The sequence below is a fragment of the Quadrisphaera sp. GCM10027208 genome, assembly GCF_042658805.1.
GTDB lineage: Bacteria > Actinomycetota > Actinomycetes > Actinomycetales > SCSIO-59966 > SCSIO-59966.
Genome location: NZ_JBHSRC010000005.1, coordinates 16,986 through 30,817, shown reverse-complemented (window position 1 = coordinate 30,817; position 13,832 = coordinate 16,986). Strand labels below are relative to the sequence as shown.

Genomic DNA, 13,832 nt, shown 5'->3' with positions numbered 1-13,832 from the left:
TCAGACCTCCACCTTGACGACCTTGCTCATCCACCAGCTGCCGATGACCATGCCGACGAGTGCGACGGACACCATGATCCAGCCGAGGACGTCGGTGAACAGCAGGCCGATGTACTCCCGGTTGGAGACCCAGAGCCACAGGGCGACGGCGATCGGCAGGCCGATGAGGATGTAGGCGGAGAGCTTGCCCTCGGCGGACAGCGCTTTGACCTGCCGGCGCAGCGCGGAGCGTTCGCGCAGCGTGGCTACCGTCGTGCGGAGCGTCTCGGCGAGGTTGCCCCCGACCTGGCGCTGGACCCGGATCGCCAGCACCGCCCACCGCAGGTCCTCGTTGTTCATCCGGTACGCCGTCCGCTCGAGAGCGTCCTCGACGTCCATCCCGAGCCTGGCCTCGGCGAGCGCACGCCCCATCTCCACCCGCATCGGGTCGTGGGTGTCCCTCGCCACCGCGTCGAGCGCCTGCGGCAGGGAGAACCCGGTGGAGATGCTCGAGGCCACGAGGTTGAGGGCGTCGGGGAGCTGGCTCGCGAACTGCGCCACGCGGCGCTCGCCGCGGATCCTGACGTACAGCCCGGTGGCGACCCAGGCGAGGACGCCCCACAGCAAGGCCCAGAACCAGCCGGCCCCGGCCACCGCCGAGACGGCGACCGCGACGAGGACGGCCGCACAGCGCAGGACGAGCCACTCGTGCGGGCGCAGCGACATGTCCGCCCGGTCCAACTTGAGTGCCCACCCCGTCGCCAGCCCGCGCCACTGGACGAATGACTCGGCCGCGTGCAGGAAGGGCTGGGCCGCGGCGTTGGGCGACGCGGCTTGCAGCGCGTCGCGTGCGCGCACCCGCCGGCCTCGCATGGAGTACAGCTCGAGTTGTCGGGTGCGGCGCCTACCCGAGGACTCGAGCAGCGGAGAGGCGATGAGCAAGCTGATGATGAGCACGAACAGCCCCACCGCGACGGCGATGGGAAGCGGGGTCGCCAGCCAGGTCGGGATGGTCGCGGTCTGCGTACCGGGCACGAGCAGCGGGGTGACCGCCTCCTGCCCGCCGTCGCCGGCCAGCACCGGGTCGTCGGGCAGGGCGACCGTGGAGGACGCCGTCACGGTGTCCTCGCCGGCGGCTGCGGTGACGACCACCTCGACGTCGCCACCGACCCCGTCGGGTACCGGGGCGGAGACCCGCAGCTGGCGGTTGAGCGTGCGCGCCGCACTGGCGAACGCTGCCGCCAGGGCGTCGGCGTCGCCGGCCTGCGTCACACGTCCCCGACCCGCTAATGCCAGGTCGGCGAGCACGTCGTCCTGGCTCTCGTCGGTGCGGAAGCCGACGACGTCGGCCCGGACGCCGGAGGCGGCGACCGCGGCGACCGCGGTCTCCTTGGTGCCCAGGCTGACCGTGTCACCGCCGTCGCTGAGCACCACCAGCGTGCGGTCGCCGGTGTCACCGAGGACGTCGAGGGCGACCGGCACGGCGTCGTAGAGGGCCGTCTCCCGCGACGGCTGCAGCGAGTCCACCTGGGCGAGGACGACGTCTCGGTCCCGAGTCGGCTCCGCGAGGACCTCAGCGGTGTCGTTGAACGCGACGAGCCCCACCTCGACGTCCGCCGGAGCCGCCTGCAGGAACGCTGCCGCCGCCGTGCGGGCGGCCTCGATACCGGTCCCCTCCATCGAGCCGCTGATGTCGACGAGCAGCACGGCACGGCGCTGGACGGAACCACCGCCGGCCGGTTCGACCGTCGCGTCGACGACGTGGCCGCCGACACGGACCTCGAGGGAGCCCGGGTCGATGCTGGCGTCCTGCGGGAGGGTGGCGGCCGTGAGCAGCGCCTCGATGCGGTCCCCCCGCAGCTGGAGGCCGTCGAGGGACCCGCTGACCTCGTCCGCGACGGCAGGTGCGGCGCCGAACGCTGCCAGCACCAGGGACAGGCACAGCCCGACGACGAGGCGCAGCCGTCTCACACCGCACCTCGCGGGGCGATGGCGAACAGCTGGGGCGGCAGCTGGATCCCCACGTCGGAGAGCCGCTCGACGAACCGCGGACGCAGCCCGGTGGCCCGAAGCGACCCGCGGAAGCGGCCGTGCTCGTCCATGCCGGCGTGGAAGTCGAAGCTGAACAGGTCCTGCAGGGTGATGACCTCACCCTCCATGCCGACGACCTCGGAGATCTGCACGACCCGGCGGGTGCCGTCCTTGAGTCGCTGCTGGTGCACGATGAGGTCGACCGCACTGGCGACCTGCTCACGGATGGCACGCATCGGCAGGTCGACGCCGGCCATCAGCACCATGGTCTCGAGCCGAGACAGGCTGTCCCGCGGGCTGTTCGAGTGCACCGTCGTGATGGAGCCGTCGTGACCGGTGTTCATCGCCTGGAGCATGTCGAGTGCGGCTCCGTCGCGGACCTCGCCGACGACGATGCGGTCCGGGCGCATCCGCAGCGCGTTGCGCACGAGGTCCCGGATGGCGACCTGGCCCCGCCCTTCGATGTTCGCGGGCCGGGCCTCCATGCGGAGCACGTGCTGCTGCTGGAGCTGCAGCTCGGCGGCGTCCTCGATGGTGACGATCCGTTCGTCGTCCGGGATGAACGAGCTCATCACGTTGAGCGTCGTCGTCTTCCCGGACCCCGTCCCGCCGGAGATGATGATGTTCAGGCGGCCTCTGACGCACGCCTCGAGCACGTCGCGCACCGTCCGGCTGATGGTCCCGAAGGTCACGAGGTCGTCGGCGGTGAACGGGTCCGGGGCGAACTTGCGGATGGTCAGCAGGCTGCCGTCCAGGGCGATCGGCGGGATGACGGCGTTGACCCGCGACCCGTCGGGCAGCCGCGCGTCGACCATCGGGCTCGCCTCGTCCACGCGGCGCCCGACCCGGCCCACGATCTTGTCGATCGTGCGGCGCAGGTGGGCGTCGCTGGTGAACCGGCCGCCGGTCTCGTAGATCTTCCCTGCTCGCTCGACGTAGATCTGGTCCGGGCCGTTCACCATGATCTCGGTGACGTCCGCGTCGCGCAGGAAGGGTTCCAGCGGGCCGTGCCCGAGGATCTCGTCGGCCACCTCCTGGGCGATGCGGGTGCGGTCCGTCGCCGACAGGGGCGTCTCCTCGAGCTCCAGCACGGCCTGGAGGGTCTGGCGGACCTGCTGCTCCAGCTCCGCCTGCTCCATCCGCGGGTCGTACAGCCGTGGACCCAGACTGTCCAGCAGGGCCTGGTGGACGCTCGCCTTGACGGTGACGAACGGGTCGGCCGGTCGACCGACGGTCGGCAGCGACCGTCTCGGCCTGGCGGCTGCGTCGCCGGTCGCGGCCCCGCCGTCCGCGCTGTGCTGCGGCTGGCCCGGCGCGGCCGAGGATCGAGCGGCGTTGATGCGGTCGGCGAGGCTCATCGTCAGTCCCTTCCCCGTCGCAGCAGCGACAGCCTGCGTCCGGTCCGCTCGCTGCGACGCGCGGGCGGGGCAGCAGCGGTGGCGTCGTCCCCGCGGAGCCGCTGGTCGGCGAGGTTGCGGATCGCGACGCTCACCGGGTGCTGCGGGTCGTCGAGGACGAGCGGCACCCCCTTGTTGATCGAGGCGGAGACGGCCCTGCTGCTGGGCACCTGCGCCGCGATCGGGCACTTGAGGGTCTGCTCGACGTCCGCGATGGACAGTCCCACCTTGGAGTCCGACCGGTTGAGCACCACCTGCCAGCTCTCTCTCGGGTAGCCCAGGAGGTCGAGCATGTCGAGCGTCAGCCGCAGGTTCTTCAGCGCCGGGATGTCGAGCGTGGCCAGCAGGACGTAGGCGTCGGCGCCGTCGAAGGCCGCCAGGACGTGCTCGGTGAACGCCGGCGGGGTGTCGATGACGATGTGGTCGTACATGCCGCGCAGCACCGCCAGCAGCTCGGCCACGACCGGCACCGGGATCCGATCGGCCTCGCCCGGTTCCAGCGGCGCGCAGATGGTGTCCAGACCTGCCGAGTGGGGGGTGATGAGGTTCTTCACGCCCTGCTCGTCGAGCTTGCCCTCCATCGCGATGGCGTCGACGATCGTGCGCGCCGGTAGCAGCTGCAGCGCGATGGCGACGTCACCGAAGGCCAGGTCGAGGTCGAGAAGGCACACCCGCTGACGTCCCCCTGCAGCGAGGGCCACGGCGAGGTTGGTCGCCAGCGTCGTCTTGCCGCAGCCGCCCTTCGCCGAGAACACGACCGCCACCCGGCCACGGCCCGTGGACGGCTCGTGCCCCTGGAGGCCGAGCATCCGGCGACTGACGTCGAGGCTGCGCCGGCACGCCTCGGCGAGCGCCGCCAGGTCCTCGGGGTTGACGACCTCCCGGACGCCGGCGCGCAGGCTCTGGGCGAGCACCGTCACCTCGAGACGGTGCCGGAGCAGGATGACGCCGAGCTCGGGACGCTCCAGCCGGTGGGCCTCCGCGATCTCCAGCGCCGCGGCCAGGTCGACGTCCGGCCCGACGACGAGGAGGAGCTCGGAGCGGTGCTCTGCCAGGGCGCGGCGCGTGGCGGGCACCGAGTCGAGAACCGTGACGTCCGTGCCGAGTGCGAAGTGGTAGCTCTCCGCGGTAGCCGGGTCGGGCTCGAGCAGGAGGGTCACGGCCCCTCCACCGCCGCGAACAGCATGCCATCGTCGATGGTGCCCGCCGGCACCTCGGTGCCGCTGCCGAGCAGGGCCGCGTAGAGGGTGCCGGTCTGGACGCCGTGCACGAGCCGTTGGCCGTCCTGCGGCGTCAGCGCCAACGTGACCAGGGCAGTTGGCACCTGCTCGGCCTGGGGCTGGTCGTCACCGGTCGGCGTCTGCGCGGTGCCGAGCGTGGTGCTGCCCACGGCGAGGACCTCGACCTTCGGCAGGAGGACCCGGGTCACGTCCTCCTCGGCGGTGAGCTCCTGCCCCTCCTCACCCTCACCGGCTGCCTCAGGTTCGGCCTGAGTGGTGTGGTAGACGGCGATCTCGGACCCGGGCCGCAGGAACGGGCCCACACGTCCGGGGTCGGACAGCTGCACCGTCACGGCGACCATCCCCTCCGGGACGACGAGCGCCGTCTGCCCGGAAGTCTGGGTGCCGAACCGGCGCGCCAGGACGATCTCGCCCGGCGCGATCGAGGACATCGCGACCTGGCTGCCCATGTCGTCGGTCACCTCGGTCAGCGCACCGTCCGGGACGCCTTTCGCGGCGACCAGGCTAGTCTGCAGCAGGCCACGTTCGACGGCGTCCACCACCGTCGTGCCCGCCGGCACCTCACGGGTGCTGACGTACACCTCGACGGTCTCCTGGCCGGCCACCGCACGCTGATCTGCGGACCGCGCGTAAGCGAGGACGCCGACGGCGCCCACGACCGCCAGCCCGACGGCGACGAGGATGACCAACATTCGCTTCATGTTTCGTCTCTCCAGACGAGGTGGCCGCCAGTGAAGGTGGCGTCAGGGCACAAGCGCGTCGAGCAGATCGGGGATGGTGAACGGAGCGACCGTTGCTCCGCCGAGGGCGGCGACCGCGACTACGATGACTGCTGCGATGAAGCCCGCCAGAATGGCGTACTCGGAGGCCACGGCGCCGTTGTCCGACATGTTCATTCCTCCGAAGCCTCGATGCGCAGGCTTGGGGTGGCCGCAGACAGCGACCACCCCAAGCCGTCAGTTCAGGCGGGGGTGCCGCCGTGAGCCAAGTCAGGAGGCGGGGGTGCCGCCGATCGCCGTCAGGACGGTCTCGAACATAACGTCCAGTTGCGTTCCCAAAAGGGTAACGGTGGCGACGATCGCCACTGCAATGAGGGCCACCATCAAGCCGTACTCAACGGCGGTCGCGCCCTCGTCCTGGGTCCGAGCGGCGCGGTTCTTCAGGTACACGTAAGCCTTGACCATCGGGAACTCCTTGTGTCTGGCGGGGGATGGCCCACCCATCCCGCTCACCGCAAGGTTCGCCGCAGCAGCGCACCCGTCACCACGGGTGATCGGGCCGACCACCTGTCACAACCAGACGACGGCACCTCAGCCGAACGGCCGATCCTCAGGAGTTCACCGGTCAGCACTCCCGGGGTGGCGGGATTGCATGATCACGAACAAAGGGTTAGGAAGCTCGAGGGTTGCGCTCCTCGACAGGGTCAACCTGTTCCACGACGTCCGGCCTGGCGACACCGTTGTGGGTGGCCAGGTCGCCACCGTCCTCCGCAGGGCTGTCCGGCGCGACGGGCCCCTCGGCCGAGGCGACTTCCTCGGCCGCCCCAGCCACCACGGCGTCCGCGGCGGCAGCGTCCGGCTCCTCCGGGCGCTCCGCCGTCCCGTGCCGGTCGCCGTCCCTCTTGTCGAGCACCTCACGACCACGGGCGGCGAGCTCCTCGAACCGCTCCCGGGCCACCGTGGCGAGCCGGGCCTTGACGGTAGATGCGTAGACGTCCACGTACTCCTGGCCGGACAGCTTCATCAGCTCGTACATGATCTCGTCGGTGATGGAGCGCAGGATGAACCGGTCACCCTCCATCCCCTCGTACCGGGAGAAGTCCATCGGCTCACCGATGATCATCCCCACCCGTCGGATCCTCGGGATGCGCTGGCCGATCGGCTGCACCTTGTCGGTGTCGATCATGGCCACCGGCAGCACCGGCACCTTGGCCTCCAGGGCGAGCCGTGCCACACCGGTCTTACCCCGGTACAGCCGGCCGTCGGGGCTTCGGGTGCCCTCGGGGTAGATGCCGAGCAGGTCGCCGCGGCGCAGCACCCGCAGCCCGGTGCGCAGAGCGGCCTCGCCGGCCCGGCCGCCGGAGCGGTCGATCGGGACCTGGCCGACCCCGCGGAAGAAGGCCGCCGTCGTGCGTCCCTTGATCCCGCGGCCGGTGAAGTAGTCGGCCTTGGCCAGGAACGTGATCCGTCGCGGCACCATCAGCGGGAGGAAGAACGAGTCGGAGAACGACAGGTGGTTGCTCGCGAGGATCGCGCCACCGGACGCGGGGACGTTCTCCAGCCCCTTGACCCAGGGCCGGAACAGCGCCTTGAGGATCGGTCCGAGCACGATCCTCTTGAGCAGCCAGTAGAACAAAGTGGTCTCCACCTCCGGTCCGTCACCGCGGGGGTGACGTGCGCCTCACTCTACGGGGCGCAGGTCGGGGCACGCCCTGTACCGCACCCGGGGCACGTGTCACGATGATGTCGTGCCAGTCGTCCCAGGAGCCGAGCCGTTCAGCCACGACGGGGACCGTGACGTCGCGGTCCTGCTCGTCCACGGCCTCAGCGGCAGCCCGCACAGTATGCGCCCGTGGGGGGAGCACCTGGCCAAGGACGGCTACACCGTCCGCGTCCCCCGCCTGCCCGGCCACGGCACGACGTGGCAGGAGGCGAACGTCACCCAGTGGGCCGACTGGTACAGCCACGTCGAGCGGGAGTTCCGCGACCTGCGCCGCTCCCACCGGGCCGTCGTCGTCGGCGGCCTGTCCATGGGCGGCGCCCTGGCCCTGCGGCTGGCCGAGGACCACGGCCCGGACGTCGCGGGCGTCGTCCTGGTCAACCCGGCCGCCAAGCTCGAGCACGTGCTGCTGCCCGCCGTGCCGCTGCTGCACCGGGTCATCCCCTCCTTCCCGGGGATCACCGACGACATCAAGAAGCCCGGTCAGACCGAGGTGGGGTACGACCGTCTGCCGCTCAGGGCGCTGGCCTCGCTGCTGCGTGCCCAGAAGGACCTCGTGCGTGACCTGCCGGAGGTGTTCCAGCCGCTGCTGGTGTTCCGCTCCGCCGTGGACCACGTCGTCCCGGCGTCGAGCACCGCGCTGATCCTGTCCCGGGTGTCCTCGACGGACGTCACCGAGGTCGTGCTGCACGACAGCTACCACGTCGCGACTCTCGACAACGACGCCGAGACGATCTTCACCGGGAGCGCCGAGTTCGTGGAGCGGGTCACCGCCGGGGACGCGACGTGACCGGCGTGCCTCCCGAGCGCGACGACGACAGCAACGTCGACCTCGAAGCGGCCTGGGCGGACATCGTGGCCAACTGGGACCAGGACGACGCGACGCCGGTGGGCCGCTGGCCGGCCGCCGAGGACACCGAGGACACCGACCACCCCGACGCCCCCGGCGACCCCGACGACGCCCGCGACACCGATCGCGCCGACCCCAGGGACCCTCAGGGCACGGGGCACCCGGTGGACTGGGACGTCGTGCCCACCCACGTCGGCGGGGACCGGGCCCGGGAGGCCGCCGCACGGCCCGACCCGGACGACGAGGAGGAGGGCTTCGTCCCGCCGGAGCCGCCGCCGCTGCCCCGCAGTGACGCCATCACGATGGCGGCGTGGGCGGGGGTCCTCGGCTCCCCCCTGTTCTTCCTGCTGACCGCGCTGTTCTGGCGGGACGTGCCGCAGCTGCTGATCCTGGTGGCCGTCGGCGCGTTCGTCGCCGGGTTCGTCACCCTGGTCGCGCGGATGCCGAGCCGGCGCGACCCGGGCGACGACGACGACGGCGCCGTGGTCTGACCCTGCCTGACGTCGTCTGACCCTGCCCCACGTGGCCTGGGCAGGTCGGCACACCCCGCAGGGGCCGGGGGCTCAGCGCAGCAGCCGCACCGTGGCCGCGACCGGCAGGTGGTCGCTGGCCAGCAGCACGTCACCGGGGTCGACGCCGTCGGGCGACCCGTGGCCCAGCACGTCGAGGACCGGGTCCACCAGGACGACGTCGATGCGGTGCCGGGGCCGACGCGCCGGAAAGGTCGGCAGGCCGTCGTCCGCCGCGGGGTCGGCGACCACCGCGCCCAGGGCCTGCCAGGACGGCCCGCCGGGTGGCTCGTTGAGGTCCCCGGCCACGACCGCCGGTAGCCCGACGGACCGCACGTGCTCGAGGACCCGGGCGACGTGGTCGGCGCGCTCGGCGTCGTCCAGGCCGAGGTGGACGCCGACGACCAGGACGGGGCGGGTCCCGGGCAGGGCGACGACCGCCGACACCGCGCCACGCGGCCGGGTGAACCGGCCCGCCACCGGCAGCCGGACGGCGCTCGGCCGGCTGACGTCGACGCGCACCCGGGCCAGCAGGGCCGTCCCGCCGGAGGCGCGGCCGCCGGTGACGTAGAGCATCCCGGCCCGGCGGGCCAGGTCGGCGATCCGGTTGCGGCTCAGCCACGTCCGGGGCGCCTCCTGCAGGCAGACGACGTCGGCGTGCGCCGAGCGCAGCACCCGGTGGACGGCGAGCGGGTCGCCGCGCAGGTCGCGCACGTTCCAGGTCATCACCCGCAGCGTCGACGTGGCGTCGTCCTCGCTGGGCACGGCTGGACGCTACCGGCCGTCCAGGACGGCCCGACGGGCGAGGTCGGCCATGCCGACGACGCCGGCCAGCGGGCCACGTTCGGCGGCGACGATCTGCGCGGGCGGGCGGTGCCCGCGACCGGTCAGGGTGCGGGCGAACGCCGCCCGCGCCGGATCCAGCAGCAGGTCCCCGGCGGCGGCGACCCCGCCGCCGACGACGAACGTGCCCGGGTCCAGTGCGGCGGCCAGGTTCGCCAGGCCGGCGCCCAGCCACTCCCCCACCTCGGTGACCAGCTCGCCCGCTGCCGGGTCGCCGTCCGTCGCGGCCTGGGTGACCACCTCGCCGGTCAGCTGCGCGGGGTCGCCGCCGGCCCGGGCGAGCAGGGGCTGGGCGGACGGCGACCCCGACGCCAGCAGGGCGCGGGCCTCCCGGCCCAGGGCCCGGCCCGAGGCGTACTGCTCCCAGCAGCCGCGGTTGCCGCACTCGCACCGGTGCCCGCCGGGGACGACCACCATGTGCCCGAACTCCCCGGCGAGCCCGTACCGGCCCCGCTCGAGCCGGCCGTCGATGACGATCCCGCCACCGATCCCGGTGCCGAGCGTCACGCAGACCAGCCGGCTCTCGCCCCGACCGGCCCCAAACCGGGCCTCGGCCCAGGCGGCCCCGTTGGCGTCGTTGTCCACGTGCACGGGCAGGTCGATGCGCTCCTGCAGTGCCTGCTGGAGGGGCTCGTCCCGCCAGGCCAGGTGCGGGGCGAACAGCACCCGGGTCCCGCCCGCGGAGACGAACCCGGCGGCGCCGACGCCGACGGCGACGACGGCCTGCCGCCGACCGGTCGCGGCGGCCCGCAGCGCGGCGACTGCGCCGACGATGCGGTCCTCGACGAGCTGGACGTCGCTGCCCGGCGTGGCGCGCCGGTGCCACCCGCGCACCGCGCCGTCCTCGTCGACGAGCCCGGCGGCGATCTTCGTGCCGCCGATGTCGACGCCGATCGCGAGGGCCACGGTCAGCGCAGGCGGGCCAGGTCCGCGGCGCCGATCACGCCGGCGTCGTTGCCGAGCAGGGCCGGCACGATCCGGGGCTCCGGCCGGTACCCGCGCGCGGTGAGCTGACGGCGGAACGCCGCGCGGGTCGGCTGCAGCAGCAGGTCCCCGGCCGCGGACACCCCGCCGCCGACGACGATGACGGCCGGGTCGAGGACGGCGACGATGCTCGCCAGCCCCTCCCCCAGCCAGCGCCCGAGGTCGGCGAGCAGCTCGATGGCCGCCGGGTCGCCCTCCTCCGCGGCCTGGGTGACGTGCGGTCCCTCGATCCGCTCGGGCTTGCCGTCGGCCAGCTCGAGCAGCCGGGCCGCCATCGGGCTGTCGGTGGAGGCGAGCTCGCGGGCCTCCCGGACCAGCGCCCGACCCGAGGCGTACTGCTCCCAGCAGCCGCGGTTGCCGCAGCCGCAGCGGTGGCCGTCGGGGACGACACGGACGTGCCCGAGCTCGGCGGCGAAACCGGCGTGCCCCCGCAGCAGCCGGCCGTCGGTGACGACGCCGCCGCCGAGCCCTGTGCCGACGGTGACGAGGACCATGTCCTCGATGTCCCGGCCGGCGCCGTGCCGGAACTCCCCCCACGCCGCGGCGTTGGCGTCGTTCTCCACGACGACCGGCAGGCCGGTGCGTGCCTCCAGGTCACGGCCCATCGGCTCGTCCCGCCAGGCCAGGTTCGGCGCGAAGACGATCGTCGACCGGTCGACGCCGACGAAGCCGGCGGCGGCCACACCCACGGCCTCGACGTCGTGCTCGGCGACGAGCTCGGCGACGGCGTCGGCGGCGGCGTCCTCGATCGCGGTGACGTCGTTCGCCGGGGTCTCCCGGCGGACCGTGCGGACGACCCTCCCGCCCTCCGTCACCAGCCCGGCAGCGATCTTGGTGCCGCCGATGTCGAGTCCGATGGTGTGCACGGGTGCCCCCTCAGTCGTCCCGGACGGTGATGTCGATGTGCTGCAGGCGGGCGTCCCGCGGTGGCGGCGGCTGCCCGGCGGTGCCCGACGGCGTGGCAGCGGGGCCGGTGGGGCAGGTGGGGCCGGCGGGGTCGGTGGCGTCGGTGGCATCGGTGGTGGCGGCGCGGCTGGCCGCGACGACGTCGGCGACGGCCGCCGCCAGCGAGGCGGCGGCGTCCGACAGGTGCTGGACGGTCTGCGGCCGCAGGCTCTGGACGACGGCGATCGCCTGGCACAGCGGGCAGACCCGGCACGCCGCCGGGGTGGCGGTGTGCTCGTGCTGGCCGTCGGGCCCGGCCCGCTCACCGGCCCCCTCACCGGCACTGGCGGACCAGGCCGAGGCGGCGTCCTGCAGGGCCGAGACCAGCCGGGCCGCCTCCTCGGCGAGGCTGCCGTGCGGCGGTGTGGCGCTCACCAGGTCCTCCCGCTCACCAGGTCGTCCTCCCGCTCACCAGGTCCTCCACAGCGCCGGGTCCGGGCGGAACCGGACACCCAGGACGCCCTTCCGCAGCGCAGCGCCCTGGACGTCGCAGCGCCGCAGCGCTGACGGCAGGGTGAGGTGGCGGCGGTACGGGCCGACGGTGACGACGAGGTCGTCGCCGTCACGGGCCAGGTCGACGTCCTCGCCCCGGGCGTCCGGCAGGCGCAGCTCCAGCACGAAGTCCTGGCCGTCCCGCTGCACCTGGACCGGCGGGGGCACCGACGCCACCGCCAGCGGGTCCCCGGCCGCCGCGCCACCGGGGTACAGCCGGCCGGCGAGGTCGGCGAGCGCGTCCACCCCCACCGGCTCGGCGGGCAGGTACGGCCCGGTCACGACCGGCAGCGACCCCACGGCGGCCCGGACGGCGCTCAGCTGCTCGGCCTGCGTCCGGGCCCACGCCGACCGCCACGGGTCCGCGCCGTCCGGCACGAGGCGGTTGACGACGACGCCGTCGACGGCGAACCCGAACAGGGCCAGCGACGTCAGCGTGCGTCGGGCCTCCGCCACGGCCACGGCCTCCGGCGTCAGCACCACCCGCACCGAGGTGGTGGGCGCGGTCAGCACGGCGTGCACGTCGGTCAGCTCGCGGCGCAGCCGGTCCACGGCCCCGAGGACCGCCTCGGACGGCAGCGGCAGCCCGCCGGCCCGCTCCAGCACCGGCCGGACGGCGCGGGCGATCCGGCGCTCGGCCGGCACCGCGGCGTCCAGGTACCAGGACAGCGACTCGGGCAGGGCGAGCAGCCGAAGGGTCTCGGCGGTGGCCCCGCAGTCGACGACGACGAGGTCCCACGGCCCGGTCCGCACCTGGTCGCGCAGCTCGAGCAGGGCGAGGACGTCGTCCACCCCGGGCAGGACCGTGAGCTCCTCCGCGGCGACCGGCTCGACCCCGACCGCGTCGAGGACGCCGAGCAGGTACTCCCGGACGCCCTGCCAGGCCCGGTCCATCCGGGTCCGGGGGTCCGCGTGCTGGGCGAAGAGCCCGGGCTCGACCTCGGTCGGCTCGGCCCCGACCGGGACGCCGAGCGCGTCGGCGAGGGAGTGCGCCGGGTCGGTGGACAGCACGAGGGTCTTCGTGCCGCGGCGGGCGGCGTGCAGCCCCGTGGCGGCCGCCGTGGTCGTCTTGCCGACGCCGCCCTTGCCGGTGAGGAGGATGACCCGCACGGACGACGTCAGCCCTCGGCCCGCTTCTTCAGCTCCTTGAGCGCGGTGTCGATGACAACCTTCTCCGCCCTGCGCTTGAGCATGCCGAGCATCGGGATGCGGACGTCGACGGTGAGCCGGTAGAAGACGTCCGTGCCGTCGCCGTCCGCCACCAGCTCGTACTCGCCGTCCAGCCGGGTGATGACCTGCGCCTCGACCAGTCGCCAGGACACGGTCCCGGTGCCGTCGGGAGCGACGTCCCAGGTGTAGGCCAGGGTGTAGGTGTCGCTGACCGGCCCGCTGTCCACGACGAAGCGGGCCTGCTCCGGTCGGCCGTCGCCGTCACGGGACAGCACCTTGACGTCCTTCATCCCGTTGGCCCACTGCGGGTAGGCCTCGAGGTCCGCGATGACCGCGAGCACGTCGGCCGGCGCGGCGTCGACGTGCGTGCGGGACTCGGTGCGGTCGGCCATCGGCCCGGCTCCTCCGGTCACGGGTGGTGGGCGGGGCGCCCGTGGTGCGCGGAAGGCTACCGCGCACCACCGTCACAGCACCGAGCCGACCAGGGCGAGCAAGCCGAACCCGACCGCGCTGACGAGCACGGTGCCCACCAGCATGACGGCGACTCGCGAGCCGGGTGTCGCCACGAGTGCCAACAGCCGCGGCGAGGGCGTCGGGCGCCGCTCGGCGGCGGCGAGCTCGGCGAGCAGCCGCTCGGCGTCCCGGGTCCCTGGCTGGTCGGTGACCGGCACCGTCACCGGAGCCGGTGCGATGTCCGAGACCCCGCCACCGAGCGGTGCGTAGCACTGGGTGCACCACTGGGCGGTGGCGGCGTTGCGGGCTGCGCACTGCGGGCAGCGGGCAGCGGCTGGCGGGCGGTCGTCGTCCCTGGTCATCTCCCGAGCCCCATCGTCAGCCGGACCGGCGGACTTGAACGACAGCGCCGCAGGTCACAGGCGGAAGCGCCACAGGTCACAGCGCGGTCACAGGTCTCCCGTTCGTCAGTAGCGGCCGCTAAGGTCACAGGCAGGAT

General features: G+C 73.6%; 16 protein-coding genes. 2 read left to right on the top strand and 14 right to left on the bottom strand.

Annotated features, from left to right (window positions below; all coding sequences use genetic code 11):
* From ACFP6A_RS09490 to ACFP6A_RS09460, 7 genes are all read right to left on the bottom strand, one after another.
* Positions 1–1,950, bottom strand: coding sequence for a type II secretion system F family protein (locus tag ACFP6A_RS09490; protein ID WP_379603273.1), 1,950 nt, complete (start codon positions 1,948–1,950; stop codon positions 1–3).
* Entirely contained in the window at positions 1,947–3,368 is a 1,422-nt protein-coding gene (locus tag ACFP6A_RS09485; RefSeq protein WP_379603272.1) for a CpaF family protein, read from the bottom strand. Before ACFP6A_RS09485 ends, ACFP6A_RS09490 begins: the two co-directional genes overlap by 4 nt.
* Before the next feature lie 2 nt (positions 3,369–3,370).
* Complete coding sequence (locus tag ACFP6A_RS09480; protein WP_379603271.1) at positions 3,371–4,567, bottom strand: CpaE family protein; 1,197 nt, start codon at positions 4,565–4,567, stop codon at positions 3,371–3,373.
* Positions 4,564–5,349, bottom strand: a complete 786-nt coding sequence (gene cpaB, locus ACFP6A_RS09475) for a Flp pilus assembly protein CpaB (RefSeq protein ID WP_379603270.1) — start codon at positions 5,347–5,349, stop codon at positions 4,564–4,566. Before cpaB ends, ACFP6A_RS09480 begins: the two co-directional genes overlap by 4 nt.
* A gap of 42 nt (positions 5,350–5,391) precedes the next feature.
* Positions 5,392–5,544 (bottom strand): hypothetical protein, encoded by a 153-nt coding sequence (locus ACFP6A_RS09470; protein WP_379603269.1) that lies wholly within the window; start codon positions 5,542–5,544, stop codon positions 5,392–5,394.
* A gap of 93 nt (positions 5,545–5,637) precedes the next feature.
* A complete protein-coding gene (locus ACFP6A_RS09465; protein WP_379603268.1) occupies positions 5,638–5,832 on the bottom strand; it encodes a Flp family type IVb pilin in 195 nt (64 codons plus the stop codon).
* Positions 5,833–6,037: 205 nt separating this feature from the next.
* Positions 6,038–7,003: a lysophospholipid acyltransferase family protein gene (locus ACFP6A_RS09460; RefSeq protein ID WP_379603489.1), complete on the bottom strand. Its 966-nt coding sequence runs from the start codon at positions 7,001–7,003 to the stop codon at positions 6,038–6,040.
* A 112-nt stretch (positions 7,004–7,115) separates the two neighbouring features.
* On the opposite strand from ACFP6A_RS09460, the gene ACFP6A_RS09455 reads away from it, so the two are divergent.
* Together ACFP6A_RS09455 and ACFP6A_RS09450 are read left to right on the top strand one after the other, a co-directional pair.
* Complete coding sequence (locus ACFP6A_RS09455) at positions 7,116–7,877, top strand: alpha/beta hydrolase (protein WP_379603267.1); 762 nt, start codon at positions 7,116–7,118, stop codon at positions 7,875–7,877.
* Positions 7,874–8,428 carry a hypothetical protein gene (locus tag ACFP6A_RS09450; RefSeq protein WP_379603266.1) on the top strand — a complete coding sequence of 185 codons (555 nt, stop codon included), beginning with the start codon at positions 7,874–7,876 and terminating at the stop codon, positions 8,426–8,428. Before ACFP6A_RS09455 ends, ACFP6A_RS09450 begins: the two co-directional genes overlap by 4 nt.
* A gap of 72 nt (positions 8,429–8,500) precedes the next feature.
* On the opposite strand, the gene ACFP6A_RS09445 is transcribed toward ACFP6A_RS09450, so the two are convergent.
* The 7 genes from ACFP6A_RS09445 to ACFP6A_RS09415 all read right to left on the bottom strand — a co-directional run bounded on the left by ACFP6A_RS09445 (position 8,501) and on the right by ACFP6A_RS09415 (position 13,695).
* Complete coding sequence (locus ACFP6A_RS09445; RefSeq protein WP_379603265.1) at positions 8,501–9,211, bottom strand: endonuclease/exonuclease/phosphatase family protein; 711 nt, start codon at positions 9,209–9,211, stop codon at positions 8,501–8,503.
* A gap of 9 nt (positions 9,212–9,220) precedes the next feature.
* A complete protein-coding gene (locus ACFP6A_RS09440) occupies positions 9,221–10,195 on the bottom strand; it encodes an ROK family glucokinase (RefSeq protein WP_379603264.1) in 975 nt (324 codons plus the stop codon).
* 2 nt (positions 10,196–10,197) lie between these two features.
* Complete coding sequence (locus ACFP6A_RS09435) at positions 10,198–11,139, bottom strand: ROK family glucokinase (RefSeq protein ID WP_379603263.1); 942 nt, start codon at positions 11,137–11,139, stop codon at positions 10,198–10,200.
* 10 nt (positions 11,140–11,149) lie between these two features.
* Positions 11,150–11,593, bottom strand: a complete 444-nt coding sequence (locus ACFP6A_RS09430; RefSeq protein ID WP_379603262.1) for a hypothetical protein — start codon at positions 11,591–11,593, stop codon at positions 11,150–11,152.
* A 33-nt stretch (positions 11,594–11,626) separates the two neighbouring features.
* Entirely contained in the window at positions 11,627–12,820 is a 1,194-nt protein-coding gene (locus ACFP6A_RS09425) for an ArsA family ATPase (protein WP_379603261.1), read from the bottom strand.
* A gap of 8 nt (positions 12,821–12,828) precedes the next feature.
* Positions 12,829–13,272 (bottom strand): SRPBCC family protein, encoded by a 444-nt coding sequence (locus tag ACFP6A_RS09420; RefSeq protein ID WP_379603260.1) that lies wholly within the window; start codon positions 13,270–13,272, stop codon positions 12,829–12,831.
* A gap of 72 nt (positions 13,273–13,344) precedes the next feature.
* Positions 13,345–13,695, bottom strand: coding sequence for a hypothetical protein (locus ACFP6A_RS09415; protein ID WP_379603259.1), 351 nt, complete (start codon positions 13,693–13,695; stop codon positions 13,345–13,347).
* Between the last annotated feature and the right edge of the window lie 137 nt (positions 13,696–13,832).